We start from the raw sequence: 438 nt of genomic DNA, 5'->3' as shown, positions 1-438 counted from the left end.
CCGTAGGCGGCGGCCTGCTTGGCGTGGCCGTGGACCTCCCGGATGGTGTCATCGACGTCCAGGAACGCGATCGAGCCCGCCGTCCTGCTACCGGCGAGCAGGCCCGGCACCGTGCGGGTGAGGCCGGGCAGCAGACGGCGGGCCACCGCGTCCAGTTGCTGGACGTGCCCGTGGGTGAACGAGCGCAAGAACGTGCCCAGCGTTGACGGTGCCCGCACCTGGGTGAACAGCCGTCCCATCCCGCCGTGGCGGAGCAGGCCCAGGTCATCGATGCAGTCCGCCCCGGCGAGCATCCCGGCGATCACCCCGGTCGTCTTGACCGTGGCGTTGGGCGAGGACACGCTCAACCGCTCATCGAGCAGACCATGCAGACCGGCCCTCTCGGCCAGCCGCAGCGCCGGGACCAGACCCGCGGCCGACACCAGGTTCGGATCATCG

At 71.5% G+C, this 438-nt stretch carries 1 pseudogene; it reads right to left on the bottom strand.

The annotated features are described in order from the left end of the window. Positions 1 to 438 (bottom strand): annotated as a pseudogene (locus BKD30_RS15220) (IS1380 family transposase); the annotation flags it as partial.

This window comes from Tersicoccus phoenicis (assembly GCF_001968835.1).
GTDB classification, from domain to species: domain Bacteria; phylum Actinomycetota; class Actinomycetes; order Actinomycetales; family Micrococcaceae; genus Tersicoccus; species Tersicoccus phoenicis.
Note: the sequence above shows the minus strand (reverse complement) of the source record. Positions and strands in the feature narration are given on the sequence as shown.